Origin of the sequence: Deinococcus soli (ex Cha et al. 2016) (genome assembly GCF_001007995.1) — a bacterium.
GTDB classification, from domain to species: domain Bacteria; phylum Deinococcota; class Deinococci; order Deinococcales; family Deinococcaceae; genus Deinococcus; species Deinococcus soli.
The window spans coordinates 3,111,086-3,131,962 of record NZ_CP011389.1 but is presented as its reverse complement, the minus strand read 5'-3'; the positions used below and the strand labels follow the sequence as shown (position 1 = coordinate 3,131,962).

The following is a 20,877-nucleotide window of genomic DNA, read 5'->3' as shown; positions in this document are numbered from 1 at the left end:
CCGCCACGCCCTGCGGCACGCGCTGACCGACCGGTTGGTCCGGGATGATTGACTGGAAGGCTCTCCGCTAGAGTACCGGGCGCTGCCCCACCCGACCCCGTTCCGGTGCGGCTTTCTGCCCCTCCCGTCCTGCGCCCCTACGGCGCACCCTCTACCTGCAAGGAGCCCCTCCACCGTGACCCGACCCAGTGCCCCCGTCCTGACGCCCGACGCCACCAACCGCGACTCCGCGTTCCTGAAAACCATGCGCGGCGAGGCCGCCCCCCACACCCCAGTGTGGTTCATGCGGCAGGCCGGGCGCTACATGCCCGAGTACCGCGCGCTGCGCGCCGGGCGCAGCATGCTGGAGTGCATCCGCACGCCGGAACTGGCCGCCGAGATCACCCTGCAACCCATCAAGGCCATGCCCGTGGACGCCGCGATCCTCTTCAACGACATCCTGACGCCCCTGCCCCTGATGGGCCTGGACCTGGACTTCGTGGGCGGCGTGGGCCCGCAGATCAACAACCGCATCGAGACGCCCGCCGACGTGGACCGCCTGGGCGTCCCCGCCGCTGCGGAAGTCATGCCCTACACCGCCGAGTCAATCCGGCTGGTGCGCCAGGAACTCGACCCGCGCGGCGTGCCCTTGATCGGCTTCGTGGGCGCGCCATTCACGCTGGCCAGCTACGCCATTGAAGGCAAGGGCAGCCGCAACTACGAGCGCACCAAGCGCTTCATGTACGGCGAACCCGCCGCTTGGCACCGCCTGATGGACAAGTTCGAGACGATCCTCGCGGACTACCTGGCCGAGCAGGTCAAGGCCGGCGCCCAGGCCGTGCAGATCTTCGACTCGTGGGTGGGCGCACTCAGCATCTACGACTACGTGACGTTCGTGAAGCCCGCCACGGGCCGCCTGATTGAACGCACCAAGAAACTGGGCGTGCCCGTCATCTACTTCGGCACGAGCACCCACCACCTCCTGCCCCAGATGTCCTCACTGGGCAGCGACGTCATGGGCATCGACTGGCGCACCCCTCTGAACGACGCCTGGAAGCTCATTCAGCCCGGTCAGGGCGTGCAGGGGAACCTCGACCCGCTGCTGCTGCAGGGCCCCTGGCGCGAACTGAAGCACCAGACCGACCGCATCCTGGCCGAGGTGGACGGCCGCCCCGGGCACATCTTCAACGTGGGGCACGGCCTGCTGCCCGAGACGCCCGTGGACATGGTGCGCCGCCTCGTGGATTACGTGCACGAACAGACCGCGAAGTAATCCCGGGCCGATCGAGACGCGACAGACCCGGAAGCCTCACCGCCCCACGAACCTATTCCCCCTGTGACCTGAGAGGAGCGACATGACCGATTCCACCCACACTGAAGCGCCGCTGGGCGTGCTGTTCATGGCCTACGGCGGCCCCGAGAGCCTGGAGGACATGCCCGGGTACCTCGCGGACATCCGCGCCGGGCGCGTGACGACGCAGGCCGTGCTGGACGAGATCACGAACAACTACCGACAGATCGGCGGGAAGAGCCCCCTGCCGGAATTCACCCGCGCGCAGGTTGAGGCGACCATGCAGGAACTCCAGGCGCGCGTGCAGCGGCCCCTGAAGGCGTACATCGGCATGCGCCACTGGAACCCGTGGATCGAGGACGCCGTGCGCGAGATGCTGGACGACGGCATCACGCAGGCGGTGGCGATCGTGCTGGCCCCGCACTACTCGAGCATGAGCGTCGCGAAGTACCAGAAGAAGATCAAGGCGGGCCTGAGCATGAATCATGGCCACATCGACTTCGAGTTCGTGAACGAGTATCACACGGAAAGCGGGTACGTGACGGCCCTGGCCAACCGCGTGCGCGAGGGCATCGAGGCGTTCCCGGAGGGTGAGCGGGACGACGTGCACGTGATCCTCAGCGCGCACAGCCTGCCGGTCCGGATCCTGCGCGAGGGTGACCCGTACGCCGACCAGCTGCACGAGTCCGCGCGCCTGATCGCCGCCGCCGCCGGTCTGCGCGACGACCAGTGGTCCTGGAGTTACCAGTCGGCCGGGCGCAGCCCCGAGCCGTGGCTGGGGCCGCAACTCGACGAGCACCTGCGCGACCTGTCGGGCAGGGGCATCAAGAAGGTCGTGAGCGTGCCGGTGGGCTTCGTGTCCGACCACGTGGAGATCCTGTTCGACATCGACATCGCCGCGCAGGAGACGGCCGCCGAGCTGGGCATGACCCTGGTGCGCCCCCCGGCCCTGAACACGGACCCGCTGTTCATCGGGACGCTGGCCAGCGTGCTGGAACGCAAGGTGGCCGCGCTGTCATGACCGACGCCGCAGCGACGGACGGTGCAGCCACGGCCGGTGACCTGCCCGTGATCATCGTGGGGGGCGGCATCACCGGCCTGAGCGCCGCCTGGGAACTCCAGACGCGCGGCGTGCCGTTCGTGCTGCTCGAAGCCGGGGACTACCTGGGCGGGAAACTGCATTCCGAACGCACCGAGGACGGCTTCCTCGTCGAGCGGGCCGCCGATGCGTTCATCCTCGGCAAACCGTACGCGGCGCAGCTGGCGCGCGAGGTCGGCCTGGAAGCTCAGGTCATCCACCCGCGCGAGGACACGAAGAAGATCTACTTCCTGCGCGGCGGCCAGCTCCTGCCGTTCCCGCCGAACATGAAGATGTTCGTGCCGCTGGACGACGACTCGTTCCTGCAGAGTGGCGTCCTCTCCCCCGAGGGCCTGCGCCGCTACCTGGACGAGCAGAACGTGCCACCCAAACCGCCCACCGACGAGGACGAGTCGCTCGCGTCGTTCCTCACGCGGCGGTTCGGGCCGGAAAGCCTGAACTTCATCGTGCCGCTCGCCGCCGGGATCTACGTGGCGAACCCGCTGGAACTCAGCATGAAAGCCGCGTTCCCGCAGTTCCTGAAGATGGAACAGGAGTACGGCAGCGTCATCCGGGGCAGCCGCGCCACGCCCCGCGCCGCCGGCCCCGTCTTCATGTCCTTCCAGGAGGGCACGAGTACCCTGATCCGCGCGCTGCAGGAACGCCTGACCGGCGGCGAGATCCGCCTGAATACCCCTGTCCTGCGCGTGCACGAGCACGGCGTGACCCTCGCGGGCGGCGAGGACCTGCGCGGCCGGGCCGTCATCAACACCACCCCCGCGTGGTACGCGGGCGCCATGTATCAGCGGGACTACCCGGAGGCCGCCAGCCTGATCGGGCAGCTCAAGGCGAACAGCAGCGTCGCCGTGGTGCTCGCGTACCGCGCCGAGCAGTTCCCCGGCGACATGCTCCTGCACGGCCTGCAGGTGGACGCCAGCGAGGACACCCTCCTGAAGGCCATCACGGTGCACTCCGCGAAGATGCACGGCCGCGCCCCGGACGGGCACGTCCTGATGCGCGTGTTCTTCAAGGACATCGAACCCGCCAAGGCCCGCGTCATGGCGCAGGAGACCGCCGAGCGGCTGTTCGGCGCGCAGGGCGACCCGCTGTGGCACGCGTTCGGCGACTGGCGCGGCAAGAACCCCGCGTACGTCGTCGGGCACCTCGACCACATCGCGCGCATCCGCGCCGCGCTGCCCGCACACCAGCAGATCGCCGGGGCCAGCTACACCGGTGTGGGCGTCCCCGACTGCGTGAATGCCGGACGCACCGCCGCCCGCGCCGTCCTGGCACCCGTCACCGCGTAGACTGAATCCCACCACGCACCGCTTCCACTCCGGAGGCGGTGCGTTCTGCTGTCATACCAGATGATGTATACCGCACCTGCATTTGACCCATCCGGGTACCGCATGTAGACTCCGGCAGTCGCTGCGCACGCAGCACTTCGCGGGAACAGAGGGAAGTCCGGTCACGCCCCACCAGGGGGCTTCAGTCCGGCACGGTCGCGCCACGGTCCTCAGTCCGAACGCTCGCCCAGCGAAGAGACGCCCACATCACGGCCCCCGCGCAAGGGGCACAAGGCGGTTTCCCCTTGATCACCTGACAACCTCTGCCCCGCTGCCCCTGACCCGGCCCCGCTCTGACTGCGGCGCACGTTCGGAACACCGCCGAACCTGCACCTCCGTCGCCGCCGGGCCTCCCCGTCTTCCTCTCGCTCCGCTCGGGTTCGTCTGACGACTCACCGGAAGCCCCTCAGAGGTGTTCCATGACCCTGCCCCTGTCCCGTCCCCCGCTGGGCGGCCTTCCGCCCGTGCCGCCGCGTGAAACGCGCGTGACGCACGTCGTCTTTCCCGGCCTGACGAACCATCACGGCACGCTGTTCGGCGGTGAGGCGCTGTCCCTGATGGATTCGGCGGCGTTCATCGCGGCGACCCGGCACTGCCGGAAGAAGGTGGTGACGCGGCACCTGGACGCCATGGAGTTCCGTCATCCGATTCCGCAGGGGTCGCTGGTGGAACTCGTGGCGCGTGTGGTGCGCACCGGGCGGACGAGCATGACGGTGCAGGTGGACGTGTTCCGTGAGGACATGTACAGCGAGACGCGGGAACTGGCGTGCGCGGGGACGTTCGCGCTCGTGGCGCTGGGCGAGGATGGGCAGCCGGCGCCCGTACCCCCACTGGCGGCAGAGGCGTGAGGCTGGTGTTCGATTCCCTGACGGGGAACGTGCGGCGGTTTGCGACCACCCTGGCGCGCGAGGCAGGGGGCCTGCCGGTCGGATCGGTGCGGGACGAGCCGCCCGCGCCGGGTGAGGGGTTCCTGCTGCTGACGTACACGTTCGGGTCGGGGCAGGTGCCGGACAGCACCGCCGCGTTCCTGCGCGAGCACGGCGCGGGCCTGCGGGGCGTGGTGGCGAGCGGCAGTTACCACTGGGGCGAGAACTTCGGGCGGGCGGGCGACCGGATCGCCGCGCAGTTCGGGGTGCCGCTGGTGGCCCGGCTGAACAAGGGCGGGACGGCGGCCGACCGCGCGGCGGTGCTGGCGTGGCTGGCGGGGCAGGGCAAGGAATCGAGTGCAGCGTGGGTGTCGCCCCTGGTGGCGGAAAGGACGAACGAATGGATCCCTGGATTGAACTGAACAACAAGGTGCTGGCGGGTGGCGTGGTGGACACGTCGCATGATCAGGAGGCGCTGCGGGTGTACTTCCGCGAGAAGGTCAACCCGAACACTGTGACCTTCCCCAGCCTGGAGGAGAAGATCGCCACGCTGACCGAACGGGGCGTGTGGGACCCTGCGGTGTTCGCGCGCTTCACCCCGCAGGAGGTCCGCGCGGTGTTCGAGCGGGCGTACAGCCTGAACTTCCGCTTCCGGTCATTCATGGGCGCATTCAAGTTCTACAGCGAGTACGCGACCATGACGCCTGACCGCAGGCAGTGGCTGGAGCGCTACGAGGACCGCCTGAGCGTCACGGCGCTGGCCCGCAGCGAGTCGCTGCCGGAAGCGCTGGAACTCGTGGAGCATCTGGTGAAGCAGACGTTCACGCCCGCCACACCCACCCTAATGAACTCCGGGAAGGCGAACACGGGGCGGCTGGTCAGTTGCTTCCTGTTGCAGGACTGCACGGACAACCTGGATTCGATCACGAAGACGCTGTCGTTCGTGGCGGAACTCAGCAAGGGCGGCGGCGGGATCGGCGTGGAGGTCAGCAACCTGCGCGCGCGGGGCGAGAGTCTGCGCGGCATTCAGAACGTCACGAAGGGCGTGATGGGCGTGGCGAAGATGCTGGACAACATGCTGCGCTACGCGGATCAGGCGGGACAGCGGCCCGGCGCGGGCGCGATCTACCTGAGCGTCATGCACCCGGACTTCCTGGACACCCTGAGCGCGAAGAAGATCGCCTCGGACGAGGACGCCCGCCTGAAGACCCTCTCGATGGGCGCGACCATCCCGGACATCTTCATGGAGAAGGCGCGCGCCGGGCAGGACATCTACCAGTTCTACCCGCACTCGCTGTTCCAGGAGACCGGGCGCGAGTTCACGAGCATCGACTGGACGCGCGAGTACGAGACCCTGGCCGCGAACCCGCGCCTGCGCAAGAAGCTCGTGTCGCCGCGGCGCATCCTGGAGGACATTGCCGTCACGCAGGGCGAGAGCGGCTACCCTTACCTGCTGTTCGAGGGCAACGCGAACCGCGTGAATCCCATCCCGAACGTCGGGACGATCAAGATGAGCAACCTGTGCAGCGAGATTCTGCAACCCACCCTCCCCAGCACCTTCCACGCCTACGGGCAGGAGGACAGGGACCAGGTGGGCCTGGACGTCAGCTGCAACCTCGCCTCGCTGGTCATTGAGCAGAGCCTCGCGAGCGGCGACCTGGGGCGCGTGGTGCGCTCGGCGGTGAAACTGCTGGACAACGTGGCCCGCTCGACCAGCATCCACGAGGTGCCCGCCGTGAAACGCGCCAACGAGGAGATGCGCAGCATCGGCCTGGGCGCCATGGGCCTGCACTCGTTCCTGGCGAAGAACGAACTCGTGTACGGCAGCCCCGAGGCGCTGGAGTTCGTGAACGTGTACTTCGCGGCCGTGCACTACCACGCCCGCCGCACCAGCATGCAGATTGCGCGCGATACCGGCTTCGTGTTCCAGGGCTTCCAGGGCAGCCGCTACCAGACCGGCGAGCACTTCGCGCAGTACCTGCAGGAGGACTTCCTGCCGACCACACCCGAGGTCGCCGCGCTGTTCGAGGGTCACGAGCTGCCCACCCGCGCCGACTGGCAGGCGCTCGTGCAGGACATCCAGACGCACGGACTGGCGCACTCCTTCGTCATGGCCATCGCCCCCACGGGCAGCATCAGCTATGTCAGCAACGCCTCGGCCAGCATCATGCCCATCACCGAGCGCGTCGAGACCCGCACGAGCAACAAGGCCCGCACCATCTACCCCATGCCGCACTTAAGCGAGATGACCGAATGGTTCTACGAGGAAGCGTACGACATGGACCAGCAGCGCGTGATCGACACCGTCGCCGCCGCGCAGCGCCACGTGGACCAGGGCATCTCCTGCACGCTCTTCGTGCCCAGCAACGCCAGCACCCGCACCCTGCAACGCTACTACCTGTACGCCTACGCGCGGGGCCTGAAAACGCTGTACTACACGCGCCTGCGCAAGGTCAGCATCGACGAGTGCCTGAACTGCGCCATCTGACGGCGGAACGGGGGACGGGGTGGCATCGGACTACACGACTGACCGTCCGAGGGTCGAAGAGTCAAAGTGTCAAAGGGTCAAAGAGTCTAGGAAAAGCCCCTCTGCCAAACCATTCTTAGACCCTCAGACGTTTAGATCCTTGGACAGTTAGACCCTCAGCCCCTTCCCTCAAGTCGCCACCGGATAGACCCCCTCTCCCCTCCCCAACCCCTGTGAGACCTGATATGACCCGAGCCCCCTTTACCGCCACGAACTGGAGCGACCCGGAAGACAGCTTCTCGGTCACGTTCTACGAGAAGTACACGTCCCAGCTGTGGTTCCCGGATGAGATTCCGCTGACGAACGACGCCATTCACTGGAAGAGCCTGACCGAGCAGGAACGCTGGACGTACATGCACGCCTCGGCGGGCCTGAACGCGCTGGATACGCTCCAGGGCGAGGTCGGCATGCCAGCCCTGCGCGGCCTCGTGGACGGGCACATCCGCAAGGCGACCCTGCAATTCCAGGGGATGATGGAGGACATTCACGCGCGCAGCTACAGCCTGATGAACAAGACGTTCCTGACGACCACCGAGGAACGCGCCGTGTTCGCGTGGGTGGAGGCGCAGCCGCAGCTTCAGTTCAAGATTCAGTTCATCGAGGACGTGTTCCGCGACCCGGACACCAGCGACTTCGGCCTGTGGCGGAAGATGGTCGTGTCGTGCATGCTGGAAACCGCGCTGTTCTACAGCGGCTTCTACTACCCGCTGCTGCTGGCCGGGCAGGGCCGCATGGTGGCGGCCGGGGAGATCTTCAACCTGATCATCCTCGACGAGGCGGTGCACGGCGTGTACGTGGCGCTGCTGGCGCAGGAGAAGTTCGCTGCGCTGACCGATGACGAGCAGGCGCAGGCGCTCGCGTGGTACGAGCAGAGCCTCGACACGCTGTACCGCAATGAACTGGCGTACACCGAGGTGCTGTACGGCGGCGTGAACCTCGTGGAGGACGTCGCCACGTTCATCCGCTTCAATTTCAACGTGCTGGCCGACAATCTGGGGCTGGACCGGCGCTTCCCGGACGAGGACGTGAACCCCGTCGTGCTGAACGGCATCCGCTCCCGCGGCACCACGCATGACTTCTTCAGCGCCAAGGGCAGCAGCTACGCCAAGCTGCGGGTCGAGGCCCTCACCGACGACGACTTCAGCGAACTCTGGCCCGCGCAGGAGGTGGCCCATGACTGACCCCAAACCCTTTGTGCTGTTCACGCAGGATCAGTGCCCGCAGTGCGAGACCCTCAAGCGCATGCTGACCCTCCCCCTGCGCGGCGCGTTCGACGACCAGATCGAAGTGCTGCACCGCCAGCAGAACCCCGACGCCTTCACCGCGCTGGCCGACGCGCACGGCCTGGCCCGCACCCCCGCCCTGCTGCACCGCCCCAGCGGAGAGGTGCTGCTCGACACCGGCAGCCTCGGCGCGGTCAAGGCGTTCCTCACTCAGAGCTGAGAGCCACGCCCCCTTCACTCTGCGGCGCGGCGAAGTCGTTCTACCCGTTGCACGGCCCGGTTAAGAGTGACAAGCGACTCTTCCGCGTGAGAATCAAGGATTCCGCCTGCCGCATCTGGGATTACGATCCCCAGATTCCAGAGCAGCTGCCCGAATCGCAGATCAGGATCTCTTTCAATCTGCTCCAGAAGCAGTTCGATAAGGGCAAAATTCGCTTCCTGGCGAGGGTTTGACATCCTCCTGAAGCTTACACGCCTGCTTACTCCACGCCCAGCGCCGCCAGTTCTTCCCGGAGCTGCGCGGCGTTCTCGTAGCGGATGGCGTGCATGCCGACCCGGCGGGCGGCTTCGGTGTTCTGGGCGCGGTCGTCGATCATGACGGCCTCGTGCGGGGCGACGGCGGCCAGGGTGAGGGCGGCGCGGTAGATGGCGGGGTTGGGTTTCATGAGTTCCAGCGTGGAGGACGTGAAGAACGCCAGCAGGAACTCGCTGAGGCCGAAGGTGCGGATGCGGTGGTCGTTCAGGTCGCGGCCCTCGTTGTTCAGGGCGTACAGGCGGTGGCGCGTGGCGAGGTCGCGGGCGAGGGCCAGGGCGCCTTCGTGCGGGGTGCTCTGGGCTTCCATGGCGGCGCGGAAGTCGGCGGGCGTGAAGGTCTGCGGGTGGCAGAACACGGTCTGCTCGAGGTACTCGTCCAGGGTCATGCGGCCCAGTTCGAGTTCCGGCACGGCCAGCTTGTGCCGCTCACCGAAGTCCGTGGGGTCCAGGCCGAACTGCGTGGCGACGGCGGCGCGCTGCTCGCGGTCCCAGCCGTTGCTGAGCAGCACGCCGCCGATGTCGAAGAAGAGGGCGCGGATGGTCATGCCCGCAGGGTACGCCGGTGTCCGGCTGGCAGGACGGCAACGCCAAGGAAGGGTGAGGGCCGTCTGTGCCCGTTACTTCGTGTCGTACCAGTTGGGACCGACGCCGACCTCGACGGCCAGGGGCACCTTGAGGCTGGCGGCACTTTCCATGATGCGGCGGACGGTGTCGCTGATCTCCTCGGCCTTGTCTTCGGGGGCTTCGAGGAGCAGTTCGTCGTGCACCTGCAGCAGGAGGCGGGCGCCGGTGCCCTGAAGTTCGCGTTCCAGGGTGATCATGGCGTACTTGATGATGTCGGCGGCGGTGCCCTGGATGGGCATGTTGTACGCGAGGCGTTCCCCGGCCTCGCGCAGGGTGCGGTTCGTGGCGACGAGTTCCGGCACGTAGCGGCGGCGGCCGTAGAGGGTCTCGACGTAGCCGTGCTGGCGGCCGAATTCGAGGGTGCGGTCGATGTACGCGCGGATGCCGGGGTACGTGGCGAAGTACGTTTCGATGAAGCCGGCGGCGTCCGCGTAGGGAATGCCCAGGTCGTTGCTGAGGCGGTGGGCGCTCATGCCGTACAGCACGCCGAAGTTGACGGTCTTGGCGGCGCGGCGCTGATCCGGCGTGATGGTGCCCTCGTTCAGGCCGAGCACCTGCGCGGCGGTGCGGCGGTGGATGTCCGCGCCCTCCTGGAAGGCCTGCTGCATGAGGGGATCGTCGGCGATGTGCGCCAGGAGGCGCAGTTCGATCTGGGAGTAGTCGGCGCTGATCAGGCAGAAGCCCTGGTCGGCAATGAAGCCCTTGCGGATCTCACGGCCGGTTTCGCTGCGGATGGGGATGTTCTGGAGGTTGGGGTTGAGGCTGCTCAGGCGCCCGGTGGCGACGGCCGCCTGAGCGAAGGTGGTGTGCAGGCGCCCCGTGCGGGGGTTGACGAGGTTCGGGAGGGGGTCGAGGTACGTGCCGCGCAGTTTTTCCAGTTCGCGGTACTCGAGCAGGGCGGGGATGATGGGGTGCTCGTCCCGCAGGGGTTCGAGGGCGGCGACGGCGGTGCTGCGCTTGCCGGTGAGCTTGGTCTTCTTGCCGCTGGCGAGGCCGAGTTCGTCGTACAGGACGGCTTCGAGCTGGTCGCGGCTGCGGATCTGGAATTCGCGTCCGGCCAGCGAGTGGATCTGGGTTTCCAGGGTGCTCAGGCGGGCGCCGGTGGCGGCGGACAGGCCGCGCAGGTACTCGCTGTCCAGGCGCACACCGCGCACTTCCATGCGGGCCAGCACGGCGGACAGGGGTTTCTCCATGTCGTCGTATAGCTTGCGGCGGGCGTCGTCCAGCAGGGGCGGCAGGAGGTCGAGGAGTTGCGCGGTGATCGCGGCGCGTCCGGCGGCGTCGTCGGGCCAGGGGACATTCAGGTACCGCTGAGTGACGGCGCTCATGGTGGTGTTGGCGGGGTCGAGCAGGTACGCCATCAGCAGGGGGTCGTCGCCGGGTTCGACCTGGGTGCCGCGGACGCTCAGGTGCGCGGCGAGGGCCTTGGCGGCGGCGGCGGTGACGGTGCGCTGCGCGACGAACTGCGCGTCGTCCACGGTGGCGGGATACTGCTCGCGGAGTTTCGCGGCGGCCTTTTCCTGCTCCTTGCGGGCCTTCTCGGCGGCCTTTTGCTGCGTCTTGGTCAGGGGCGCGGCGGGTTCGTCGGGGGTGTCGAACAGGCCGCCGGGCTGGGCATATGCTTCGGCCCTGCGCCACTCGGCGGGTTCGGTGGTGGGCGCGGTGCGGACGGTGCCGGCCGTGCCGTCGAGTTCCAGGGTGGCGGCGTCCACGAGCGCGGCGGTCAGGTCGTCCTCGCGGGACAGGCGGTAGCCCCAGATGACGCCCTGCGCGGGGGTGCGCCACTCGGCGGTCTGGATGGTCAGGGTCGGGGCGGCAGGCACGTCGGCGGTCTCGGGGGCGTCGTGCAGCGCGTCCCGGTGGGTGCTGTCGTGCACCGCGTCGGGGACGCTCAGGACACTCTCGATGCCGTCCAGTGCGGCCACGTCACGCTTGACGGAGTGCAGGTCCAGCTCGGTCAGCAGTTCGTGCAGGCGGTCCGGGTTGCCCGGCAGGCGGCCCGCGCCGAGTTCCACGTTCAGCGGCAGGTCCGTGACCATGCAGGACAGCCGGTGACTGAACTCCACGGCTTCCTCGGAATCGAGGAGTTTCTGGCGGGTCCCGTCGGGTTTCAGCGTGCCGGCCTTCGCGGCGGCGTAGATGCCCTCCAGCGTGCCGTACTCCTGAAGCAGTTTCGCGGCGGTTTTCGGGCCGATGCCCTTCGCGCCGGGGATGTTGTCGCTGGCGTCGCCGGTCAGCGCGCGGTAGTCCACCCACTGCCCCACGGTCACGCCGTACTTTTCGAGCACCTCGGCCGGGCCGATCAGGCGGAAGTCGTTCGTGATGACGCGCACGTGGTCGTCCAGCAGCTGGTACGCGTCGCGGTCGCTGGTCACGATCCGGACCTGCATGCCGGTGCCCTCGGCCTTGCGGGTCAGGCTGGCGATCACGTCGTCCGCCTCGTACCCGGGTTCTTCTAGGCGGGGGAAGCCGATGGCGTCCACGATCTCGCGGATGCGGTTGATCTGGCCGGGCAGGTCGGCAGGCGTCTCGGCGCGGCCGGACTTGTACCCGTCGAACTGCTCGTGCCGGAAGGTCTTCACGGGCGGGTCGAACACCACGATGACCTGATTGCTGCGCTGCCGGGCGAGGCGCAGCGTGAGGCGCAGGAAGCCCAGGATGGCGTTGGTGGCTTCCCCCTGTTTGTTCGTGAGTGGTGGCAGCGCGAAGTACGACCGGAACGCCAGAGCGTGTCCGTCGATCAGCACCAGGGTATCGGGGGAGGCGGAGGTCATACCCGGCATTCTACTGGGGGCGTAATGCGTTCAAGTCGGGCGGACACAACAGTGCCGCTGCCGTGGTGAGGGCACCGGCAGCGGCTCGTGGATGGACTGGATTGTGGGGCTAGAGTGCGGGGGCGGCGGGGATCAGTCCCCGGCCTGGAGGGTCCGGAAGGGCAGGTCTTCCTGTTCGCGCAGGATCGCGCGGTCCTCATGCGTCATGACCACGAAGGACACGAGCATGACCAGGAGGGTCAGGGCGGCCATGATCAGCAGAAGGCTCATGGATTCAGTGTGCGCCGCGTGCCTCGGGCGTCCATGACGGGCGTCTCAAGCCTCCTGAAGCTGCCCTTGAGGGGAACTGCATGTATGAATGCGGCGTTCATCAGCCCACCACGGGGGGCATGGGAGGGCGGGTGGACACCGTGAAAAAGCCCCGCGTCCGGCGGGGCGTCCCGTGTCCCGACTTCACCCGGCCGGGAGTTGAATTGTGGGTAGCCGGAGCTTACGGGCGGTCCGTGAGTCCGGCGTGCGCGGCACGTGGGGACGCGTTGATCTGTGAAGGGACCGTGGGGGCGGGCGCGTCAGCGGCCCCGGACCTTGCGGTAGCCTTTGCGCAGCCCGTGGTCGGGGCGGACCCCGTCGGCGACCAGGTGCAGCCACTGGCTGAGGTAGTACCCCATCAGGAAGGGCAGCACGACCTTCCACGCGATGGGCTGCGGGATGGTCGGCACCTGCAGGTCCGGCGCGACGAAGCGCACGAGGCCCACAATCAGCGCGGCGATCAGCGCCACGTACAGCAGGCGCGTGAGCGGGCCGATCACCCAGCTGTGCGACCAGCCGCGGTGGCTGAACAGCATGCCGTACGGCACCCACAGCACACCCAGGACACCCCAGTGGCGTTTGCTGTCCACCTTCCCCTCGGCGAGGTCGAGGTCCGGGGAGAGCAGGAACGTCCCGGCGGCGTACGCCAGCGTGAAGTTCAGCGCCTGGGCGGGCGTGACGACCAGGAGGTCCTGCCGGGTGGCGTACAGGGCGCCCGCGGCCAGGACGCTGTACGCGGCGATGTTGATCAGGTTGTGGACTCGTCCGCTGGGCATGCGCGGCCCATTGTGCCACCTGCGCCGCCCTCCCTGTGGGGCGCGGGGTACGCGGTGGGGTCCGGGCGGGCCTTCATGCGCCGTCAGCTTTCTTGCGGCATGCTGTGCCGTACATGACTCATCTCTTCGGGAAGGCAGGACTGCTCGTGGCGGCGCTGGCCCTGACGGCCTGTGACCAGTTGCACACCGCCGGTGTGGGCGTGCAGGACCGCACGGTCGCGCTGGGTCTGCGCGCGCAGCAGGACGTGACTGTGCCGTTCAGCGGCAGCTGGCGGATCGTGGAGTACCCGTCCTGGGTGCGGGTGTCGAAACCGGCGGGGACGGGCGCGGTCGCGCTGTCGGTCGCGGCGGTCCGGCAGGACGCCACGCCGGTCGCGGCGGATCAGGCGCAGCTCAGCGGCGTGATCCGGGTCGCGTGGACGACCGGCAGTGGCGCGGACGCGAAGAACGGCACGGCGAAATGGGTGGTGACGGCGCAGCAGTACGAACTGACGGGTCGCCTGAGTGCCCCCGCAGCGGTGACAGGAACAGACGTGGTCACGAGCGTGACGGGCCCGCAGGTGGGGACGCCGCAGGCGCGGGGCGTGATCGTGAAGTACCGCTCGGGCCTGAGCGCGCAGTCGGCGCAGGGCGCGGCGGGGCCGCTGCGGGCGGACGTGCGGGGCCGGGAACGGCTGCGCGCGGCGGGTGTGTCGGTGCAGCGGCACACGCCGCTGGGCGAACGGAGCGCCGCGCTGGACGTGGCGGACGTGAAGGGCGCGCTGGCGGCGCTGCGGGCCGATCCGGACGTGGAGTACGCCGTGCCGAACGCGGTGCTGCGCACCCAGGCAATGAACACACAGGCGCTCGCCACGCCGGTCACGCCCACCGATCAGTTCGCGCCGCTGCAGTGGGCGTACCCGCTGCTGGGGTACGGAGCGGTCTGGCGGGACATGGAGGGCGGCGCGTACAGCCGCGCGGTGACGGTCGCGGTGATCGACACCGGCGTGCGGTTCGACCACCCGGACCTCGCGGGGGCGCTGTGGGGGCCGGGCGAGGGCGCGCTGGACGTCATCACGGACGCGGCGAACGGTGACGGGACCGGCCCGGACACCGATCCGACCGACCCGTCCGTACCGGGCCGCACGACTGGCAGTCACGGCACGCACGTGACCGGGATCATCGCGGCCCGCTGGGGCGAGAACAGCGGCGTGTGCGCCGGGTGCAGCCCCAGCGGCGTGGTGGGCGCGGCGTACAAGGCGAACGTGAAGGTCCTGCCCATCCGGGTGATCGACGCGGGCGGGAACGCCACCGAGGCGGACGTCACGCAAGGCATCCGCTACGCGGCGGGCCTGCCGGTCACGCTGGACGGCGTGACGTACCGCTCGCCGCACCCTGCGCAGGTCATCAACCTGAGTCTGGGCGGCGCGATCAGCGCGGCGGACGCGCAGCCCATGTGCGACGCGATCGCAGAGGCCCGCGCGGCCGGCTCGCTGGTCGTCGCGGCGGCCGGGAACGGGTACGGAACGGTGCCGTACTACCCGGCGGCATGTGACGGGGCGGTGGCAGTGGGCAGCGTGACGCTGTCGGGCGCGAGCGCGCCGATGCACTCGGCGTTCAGCAATGCGTACCCTCAGGTGCAGCTGGCCGCGCCGGGCGGCGCGGACCCGGGCAGCGGGGCGACCTTCAACGGGGGGACGTTCAACACCGCGCCTTTCCCGGACATGATCCTGTCGACCGGCTGGAACTACGTGAAGGACGCCCCGAACTACGAGGCAGAGGTTGGCACGAGTCAGGCGAGCCCGCAGGTGGCGGCGCTGGCGGCGCTGCTGCTCAGCAAGGGCGTCACGACCGGACCGGAGGACACGCTGGCGCGCCTGCGCGGCACCGCGACGGACCTGGGCGCGGCGGGCCGCGACGACCGGTTCGGGTTCGGGATGATCAACGCGGCGGCGGCGCTGAACGCCCCGCAGGTGAGCAGCGGCCTGGGCGTGCGCGTGCAGAGCAGCCGGGGCCTGAGCTTCCAGCCGGCGCTGGACAGCACCGGGGCGTTCCGGGCGTTCCTGGGTGAGGGCACGTATCAGGTCGTGGCGGGTTCGGACGTGAACGGCAACGGCGTGTACGGCGAGAGCGGCGAGACGCGCGACGAGCGGGCCGTGACGCTCTCGGAGGCGGCGCCGCGCGTGACGCTGGGTGACCTGACCCCCCGCTGATCCAGCAGGGAGGAGGCCCCCACACCCGACTGCCGGTGTGGGGGCCTCGCTTCGGTCCAGGGGGTGTTACAGCACGTCGTCGGCGCTGCCGCGCTTGCGGAGGTTGTTCTGCGTCTTGCGCCAGCGCAGGGCCTTCACGATGGCGGGGGCGGCCGGATTCAGGTTCAGGTCGTACGCGGGGTACCAGACGCGCTGCTCACTGAACTTCAGTTTCATCTTGAACACCCCGTACGAGTGCTTGCTCTCGTCGAGGACGCGCGGAATGCCCCAGAAGTCGAACAGTTCGTAGCCGCGCTGCCTGGCGTCCAGCATGGCGTTCCAGTAGAAGGCGTCGGGCGCCTTGGCGTCTTTCAGGGGGCTGCCGTCCTCGTTCGTGCGGTCGTCGCGGACGCTGCCGCCGAACAGGTAGTAGGTGCCCTTGCCCATCGCCAGGAAGAACCCTCCGGCCAGCGCGCGGCCCTGGTAGCGCGACAGGACGATGTACGCCTCGCCGCCGTGGGCGTTCCCCTCGCGGAGCATAGTCTCGTAGTACTCGCGGGGGAAAGCACCCAGTTTGGCGCGTTCGTTCGTGGCGGTGAAGATCTCCCAGAACGCGTCGAAGTCATCGTCGCGCCCGGCCACCACGCCGAGTTTCTGCGCGGTGCGGACGTTGCGCCGCGCCATGGAGTGCAGGCCCGCGAACAGCTCGTCCTCGCTGCGGGTCAGGTCCGCCACGATGGTGTGTTCGGGCTGCTCGGTGTCCGCGCGGCGGAACGGGCCGTAGGCGTCGGGCAGCGTGACGCCCTCGGCCGCCAGGAACGGGACGGGCGGTTCGATCTTCAGCAGGGCGTCGGTGGGCCGCGCGACGCGCCGGACGGCGTCCGCCACGCCCGGCAGCAGGTCCAGGCTCTCCAGGGCGGGGCCGCGCGGGGCGTACAGGGTGCTGAACCCCGGCACGAGTCGCTTGCGCAGGAGTTGCAGCGCGCCGACGGTGCGGCCCTCCTGCTGGATGAGGTACCGGGCGGGCGTCTGCCCGAGCTGCCGCCTGGCCTCACCGTACCCCCAGCCCTGCAGGGCACTGGTGATGGGCAGGTGCCGCACGGCGTCGTCATAGACGCGCGGGTCGGTGGTTTCCACGAGGTTCAGGCGCACGCGGGGGATTGTAGCAGTCCCCACCGGCGGGATTCACGCGCCTGTCACGGTGCGGCGGCGCCGGGACGCTAGAGTGGCGGGGTGAAACAATTCCTGTTGACTGCCCTGCTGCTGTCCGGGGCTGCCCTGGCTCAGACCGACACGACCGCGCCCGCGACGCCCGCCCCGGTCACCACGCCAGCGCCCGCTGCCACGCCAGCTCCGGTCACGGCGCCCGCAAGCGCCGACATGACGGCCGCGGTGATCGTCGCGCGCGTCGGGAAGGTCAGTTACACGCTGGCGGACTACAACCGGGCCTTCCGGCTGGCGGTCGCGCGGGTCCTGAACGGTCAGGGCATTCCCTTCGAGGAATCGTACGTCGCGCAGTTCGCCGAGGCCCGCGCGGACTTCCTGAAGCAGTTCGTGCGTGACCGCGCCGTCGAGCAGCTCGCGCGGGCGTCCGGCGCGCCCGACGCGGCGCAGATCGACTTGCAGATGCAGGAGGCCCGCGCGGACTTCGAGACCGACGCGGAATTCCAGGAGGCGCTGACCGCCACCGGCTACGGCAGCCCGGACGACCTGCGCGCCGAACTGGAACGCCGCGCCGTCGTGGGCGCGTACCTGGAGAAGGTCCAGGGGCGCTTCACGTTCGGGGACGCGCTGGTGGGCGGCTTCTACAACCTGCACCGCGCCGAGTTCCAGCGTGACCCGGAAGCGTGCGTGAAGCACATCCTGGTCCCCACCCAGGCCGAGGCGCAGGCCATCGCCAAGGACCTCGCGGGCGGCGCGGACTTCGCGGCGGTCGCAAAGGCCAAGAGTCAGGATCCGGGCAGCGCCGCGCAGGGCGGCGACCTGGGCTGCTTCGGTCCCGGCGAGATGGTCGCGTCCTTCGATGCGGCCAGCTTCAAGGGCCCGCTGAATCAGGTACAGACCGTGCAGTCGCAGTTCGGCTGGCACCTCGTGCTCGTCACGAAACGCACCGAGGCAGGCGTGATGCCTCTGGCGGAGGCCGCGCCGCTGATCCGCGCGAAGCTGTCCAGCGAGGCCGCGCAGAAGTACCTGGACACCCAGGTCGCCAAGCTGGGCGGCGAGACCTTCCCGGCCACGGTGACGGTCCAGCCCGCCGACAAGTAAACCCTGGGAGTGCAGGAGGAGGCACCGCCAGCTGAACCGGCGGTGCCTCCTCCTGTGCCGGTCAGCGCAGCGGCGCCCACCACCAGCCGCCCACGTCGTGCCGCCCGGCGCGCGTGGCGGCGTTCAGCGCGCCCCGATTGCGGCCGTGGATGGTGCCGCTGAGGACCTGGGCGGGGTCGGGCAGGTGCCGGGCGAACAGGGTGCTCAGCGCCGCGCCCAGGCCGTGCCCCCGGGCGTGTGGGGCGAGCAGGAGTTCCTGCACGACCTGCGCGTCCAGGCCCAGCTGTGGGTGGGCGAGGGTGCCCGCGTACCCGGCCCACCCGCCGCGCCAGTGGACGTCGAACATGGTTCCGGCGTCGATGCACTCCTGCAGGTCCTCGGCGGGCAGCAGGCGGGCCTCGTACGGGTGGTGGGGGTGGGCGGCGTCCACAGCGTCGTAGGCCGCCTGTGCGTCGGCGTACCGGCTGGTGTCGGCGGTGGGCGTCAGGGTCAGCCCCTCCGGGACAGGGTGCCCGCGCAGGTGCCCCACGGGCGCGGCCAGGACGCGCCGGTCCGGGTCGAGGTCCGCCCAGTCGGTCAGGGGCGCGGCACTCCAGACGCGCAGGCGCGGCGGGTGGAACGCGGCGTACACGCGGGCCGCGTCCGCCAGGGCCGGGAGGTCGGCACGCACAATGGGGCGGCTGGTGACGCTGACGTCCACGAAGGGTTTCGTGACGTCCAGTCCCTCGAAACGGATGCTCAGCATGGCGTGCAGGTCGGCGCTCACCGTCACCCAGCGGTTCAGGTAGGCGGGCGCGGCGGGTCCGGCAGTCAGGAATTCGGCCCGCTGCGCGGCGAGGTCGAGGTCGGTGGCAAGTTGCAGGTCAATCTCGTGCTCATCCGTCAGGTTGCGCAGGCGGGCGCCGCGGTCCATCCACCCGTGCGTGGCGGGGTGCTGCGTGGCCAGGGTGAAGGTGGCCAGTTCAGCGGCAGTCGGAAGTTCAGTGGTGCCGGGCAGGGTGTCGGTGGTCGTCACTGCCGGACACGCTAGCGCCCTCCAGTTCGGTGGGTTGCCGCACATGGGGTCCGGGGGGCGAGCGCCCTGCTATCCTGGCAGGAACCTAACGAGCGTTTGTTCCAGCCTCTCCCCCGCCCCGGAGGTCCCCCGATGAAAAGCAAGAACGAGTGGATGCAGAGCGTCTACAGCCCCGCCGCGCAGAAGTTCCCCGAGCGCAAGTACAACTTCAAGAATCTCTCGGACATGGAGCCCGAACCCATCTACACCGCCGACGACCTGAAAAGCTGGGACGCCGAGCGGGACCTGGGCTACCCCGGCGAGTTCCCGTACACCCGTGGCGTGCAGCCCAGCGTGTACCGCGGGAAACTGTGGACCATGCGGATGTTCGCGGGCTTCGGCAGTGCCGAGCAGACCAACGAGCGCTTCCACGCCCTGCTGAAGGCCGGGCAGACGGGCCTCTCGACCGCCTTCGACCTGCCCACCCTGATGGGCTACGACAGCGACCACCCCTTCAGCAAGGGCGAGGTCGGCAAGTGCGGCGTGGCCGTCAGCAGCCTCGCCGACATGGAGATCCTGTTCCGGGGAATCGACCCCACGCAGGTCACGACGTCCATGACCATCAACAGCCCGGCGAACGCCATCTGGGCGATGTACATCGCCAACGCGCAGAAGCAGGGCAAGGACCTGGGGCAGGTGGGCGGCACCATCCAGAACGACATCCTGAAGGAATTCATCGCGCAGAAGGAATTCATCTACCCGCCCGCGCCCAGCGTGAAACTGGTCATCGACACCTTCGAGTGGGGCCCGAAGGTCCTGCCCAAATGGAACTTCATCAGCGTGTCCGGGTACCACATCCGCGAGGCCGGGGCGACCGGCGTGCAGGAACTCGCGTTCACCCTCGCGGACGGCTTCCACTACGTGGAGAAGGCGCTGGAGCGCGGCCTGAACATCGACGAGTTCGCGCCGCGCATCAGCTTCTTCTGGGACATCCACAACGACTTCTTCGAGGAGATCGCCAAGCTCCGCGCCGCGCGGCGCATCTGGGCGCGGCAGATGCGGGACCGCTACGGCGCGAAGAACCCCCGCTCTTGGATGCTGCGCACGCACTCCCAGACCGCCGGGGTGTCCCTGCCCGCGCAGCAGCCGCTGAACAACATCGCCCGCGTGGCCATTCAGGCACTCGCGGCGGTGCTGGGCGGCACGCAGAGCCTCCACACCGACTCCTTCGACGAGGCGCTGGCGCTGCCCACCGAGGAAGCCGCCACCATCGCCCTGCGCACCCAGCAGATCATCGCCTACGAGACCGGCGTGGCGGGCGTCGTGGACCCCCTGGCCGGCAGCTACTACGTCGAAAAACTCACCGACGACATCGAGGCGGCCGCGATGGGCTACATCGAGCAGATCCGCATGATGGGCGGCGTGGAGGCCGGGATCGACAGCGGGTTCTTCCAGCTGGAGATGGCCGAGGCCGCCTACCGCTACCAGCGCGAGGTCGAGTCCAGGGACCGCATCGTGGTCGGCGTGAACGAGTTCGTACAGGACGCCGTCGAGGTGCCCATCCAGCTCATCGACCCGCAGGTCGAGCGGGTGCAGGAGGCGCGGCTGGCGCAGGTGCGCCGCGAACGCGACCCGAATCGGGTGCAGGCCGCGCTGGACGCCCTGCGCGACACCGCCGTGACCGGCGCGAACTCCATGCCCGCCTTCCTGGAGTGCGCGCACGCCTACTGCACGCTCGGCGAGCAGATGGACATCCTGAAGACCGTGTACGGCGAGTACGTGGAACCCGCCATCGTCTGAGCGGACCACAGCGCCGCAGAGGGAGCGCCGTCAGGGCCTCCCTCTTCCGTTTTGGTGAAGGGACGCTGGTGGGCGCGTGAAGGCGCGCCGCGCGGGCGGGCGCTAGGGTGCGGCATGATCTCCGACACCGCGATCCGTGCCCGGCTGGGCGAGCAGGCCAGTTCCGACCGCGAGGTGGCCCTGATGCGGGACCTGCTTCAGGCCAGTGGCCGCACCCCGGACGACCTGAGTGACGACGAGTGGCTGCACCTGGTCGGGCAGATGGAGGCCCGGAAGTTGCAGGACGACCCGAACATGAAGTGACCCGCCCCGGGGGCTGA

At 69.1% G+C, this 20,877-nt stretch carries 18 protein-coding genes; 12 read left to right on the top strand and 6 right to left on the bottom strand.

The window, feature by feature from the left end; genetic code table 11:
* Positions 1-175: 175 nt before the first annotated feature.
* From hemE to SY84_RS15115, 8 genes are all read left to right on the top strand, one after another.
* Positions 176-1,252 (top strand): uroporphyrinogen decarboxylase, encoded by a 1,077-nt coding sequence (gene hemE, locus SY84_RS15150; RefSeq protein WP_245621356.1) that lies wholly within the window; start codon positions 176-178, stop codon positions 1,250-1,252.
* 82 nt (positions 1,253-1,334) lie between these two features.
* Complete coding sequence (hemH, locus tag SY84_RS15145; RefSeq protein ID WP_046844700.1) at positions 1,335-2,291, top strand: ferrochelatase; 957 nt, start codon at positions 1,335-1,337, stop codon at positions 2,289-2,291.
* Positions 2,288-3,655 (top strand): protoporphyrinogen oxidase, encoded by a 1,368-nt coding sequence (gene hemG / locus SY84_RS15140; RefSeq protein ID WP_046844699.1) that lies wholly within the window; start codon positions 2,288-2,290, stop codon positions 3,653-3,655. Before hemH ends, hemG begins: the two co-directional genes overlap by 4 nt.
* A 458-nt stretch (positions 3,656-4,113) precedes the next feature.
* A complete protein-coding gene (locus tag SY84_RS15135) occupies positions 4,114-4,542 on the top strand; it encodes an acyl-CoA thioesterase (protein ID WP_046844698.1) in 429 nt (142 codons plus the stop codon).
* Between the two features lie 5 nt (positions 4,543-4,547).
* Positions 4,548-4,982 carry a ribonucleotide reductase stimulatory protein gene (locus SY84_RS15130; RefSeq protein WP_245621355.1) on the top strand — a complete coding sequence of 145 codons (435 nt, stop codon included), beginning with the start codon at positions 4,548-4,550 and terminating at the stop codon, positions 4,980-4,982.
* Positions 4,961-7,048: a class 1b ribonucleoside-diphosphate reductase subunit alpha gene (nrdE, locus tag SY84_RS15125; RefSeq protein ID WP_046844696.1), complete on the top strand. Its 2,088-nt coding sequence runs from the start codon at positions 4,961-4,963 to the stop codon at positions 7,046-7,048. The genes SY84_RS15130 and nrdE overlap by 22 nt, the downstream gene beginning before the upstream one ends.
* A gap of 224 nt (positions 7,049-7,272) precedes the next feature.
* Positions 7,273-8,268 carry a class 1b ribonucleoside-diphosphate reductase subunit beta gene (gene nrdF, locus SY84_RS15120; protein WP_046844695.1) on the top strand — a complete coding sequence of 332 codons (996 nt, stop codon included), beginning with the start codon at positions 7,273-7,275 and terminating at the stop codon, positions 8,266-8,268.
* Complete coding sequence (locus tag SY84_RS15115; protein WP_046844694.1) at positions 8,261-8,530, top strand: thioredoxin; 270 nt, start codon at positions 8,261-8,263, stop codon at positions 8,528-8,530. Before nrdF ends, SY84_RS15115 begins: the two co-directional genes overlap by 8 nt.
* A gap of 259 nt (positions 8,531-8,789) precedes the next feature.
* On the opposite strand, the gene SY84_RS15105 is transcribed toward SY84_RS15115, so the two are convergent.
* The 4 genes from SY84_RS15105 to SY84_RS15095 all read right to left on the bottom strand — a co-directional run bounded on the left by SY84_RS15105 (position 8,790) and on the right by SY84_RS15095 (position 13,327).
* The gene (locus SY84_RS15105; RefSeq protein WP_046844692.1) at positions 8,790-9,389 is read right to left on the bottom strand and encodes an HAD family hydrolase; all 600 of its coding nucleotides are present in this window, start codon (positions 9,387-9,389) and stop codon (positions 8,790-8,792) included.
* A gap of 72 nt (positions 9,390-9,461) precedes the next feature.
* Entirely contained in the window at positions 9,462-12,242 is a 2,781-nt protein-coding gene (gene polA, locus SY84_RS15100) for a DNA polymerase I (protein WP_046844691.1), read from the bottom strand.
* A 132-nt stretch (positions 12,243-12,374) separates the two neighbouring features.
* Positions 12,375-12,512 (bottom strand): hypothetical protein, encoded by a 138-nt coding sequence (locus SY84_RS16595; protein ID WP_157883014.1) that lies wholly within the window; start codon positions 12,510-12,512, stop codon positions 12,375-12,377.
* A 299-nt stretch (positions 12,513-12,811) separates the two neighbouring features.
* A complete protein-coding gene (locus SY84_RS15095; protein ID WP_046844690.1) occupies positions 12,812-13,327 on the bottom strand; it encodes a metal-binding protein in 516 nt (171 codons plus the stop codon).
* Positions 13,328-13,440: 113 nt separating this feature from the next.
* Between SY84_RS15095 and SY84_RS15090 the strand changes: the two genes are divergently transcribed.
* The gene (locus SY84_RS15090; protein ID WP_046844689.1) at positions 13,441-15,519 is read left to right on the top strand and encodes a S8 family serine peptidase; all 2,079 of its coding nucleotides are present in this window, start codon (positions 13,441-13,443) and stop codon (positions 15,517-15,519) included.
* 66 nt (positions 15,520-15,585) lie between these two features.
* Here the strand turns inward: SY84_RS15090 and SY84_RS15085 are convergent, their stop codons facing one another.
* Positions 15,586-16,650, bottom strand: coding sequence for a lipid II:glycine glycyltransferase FemX (locus SY84_RS15085; protein WP_046844688.1), 1,065 nt, complete (start codon positions 16,648-16,650; stop codon positions 15,586-15,588).
* An 81-nt stretch (positions 16,651-16,731) separates the two neighbouring features.
* Between SY84_RS15085 and SY84_RS15080 the strand changes: the two genes are divergently transcribed.
* On the top strand, positions 16,732-17,763 hold the full coding sequence (locus SY84_RS15080; RefSeq protein ID WP_046844687.1) for a peptidylprolyl isomerase: 1,032 nt from the start codon (positions 16,732-16,734) through the stop codon (positions 17,761-17,763).
* 61 nt (positions 17,764-17,824) lie between these two features.
* Here SY84_RS15080 and SY84_RS15075 read toward each other — a convergent pair whose 3' ends face one another.
* Positions 17,825-18,778 carry a hypothetical protein gene (locus SY84_RS15075; RefSeq protein WP_211117119.1) on the bottom strand — a complete coding sequence of 318 codons (954 nt, stop codon included), beginning with the start codon at positions 18,776-18,778 and terminating at the stop codon, positions 17,825-17,827.
* A 132-nt stretch (positions 18,779-18,910) separates the two neighbouring features.
* Between SY84_RS15075 and SY84_RS15070 the strand changes: the two genes are divergently transcribed.
* Complete coding sequence (locus SY84_RS15070; protein WP_046844686.1) at positions 18,911-20,557, top strand: methylmalonyl-CoA mutase family protein; 1,647 nt, start codon at positions 18,911-18,913, stop codon at positions 20,555-20,557.
* A 114-nt stretch (positions 20,558-20,671) separates the two neighbouring features.
* On the top strand, positions 20,672-20,860 hold the full coding sequence (locus tag SY84_RS15065; protein WP_046844685.1) for a hypothetical protein: 189 nt from the start codon (positions 20,672-20,674) through the stop codon (positions 20,858-20,860).
* Positions 20,861-20,877: the final 17 nt, after the last annotated feature.